This window comes from Flavobacterium sp. (genome assembly GCF_003525665.1).
Classification (GTDB): Bacteria; Bacteroidota; Bacteroidia; order Flavobacteriales; family Flavobacteriaceae; genus Flavobacterium.
In genome coordinates, this window is the sequence record NZ_DQDX01000136.1 from 5,135 (window position 1) to 5,581 (window position 447).

At 30.0% G+C, this 447-nt stretch carries 1 protein-coding gene; it reads right to left on the bottom strand.

Annotated elements, in window-relative coordinates; all coding sequences use genetic code 11:
- Positions 1–219: 219 nt before the first annotated feature.
- On the bottom strand, positions 220–447 hold a 228-nt coding region (locus tag DIU01_RS09625), incomplete at its 5' end, for a hypothetical protein (protein ID WP_290833887.1).

Genomic DNA, 447 nt, shown 5'->3' on the forward strand with positions numbered 1-447 from the left:
CTCACGCAACCTAGTAAAAAAAACATCATTTTCAATAAATAAACTTCTAAACTGTCCATTTGGGTAGGGCTTTCGTCCCAACGCATAGTCAGATTGCTGACTAATATACTTTTACTTTCGGATTATCACAAAATTTTACAAATACAAGACTGATTTAAAATCCAACATAAAACATTAATCTTTCCAAACCGCTTTTTTTAGAGTATTTATTTTATCATACTACTCTTCTTTATCATTATATGAACATAAATTTTCTTTCGGCAGAAGGTCATTATGTAAATATTTTATTTCAGCCCTTGTCCAAAAATTAATATTAAATAGTCTCACTGTTCCATTGTCGAACCAATTACTGCTTCTATCTTGAATTTGTAATGTCCACTTATATGCTTTACCATTTTTTGAAAACTCTTTAAGTCTTGCAATTCCTGTCAAACCAAAAACAAGCAG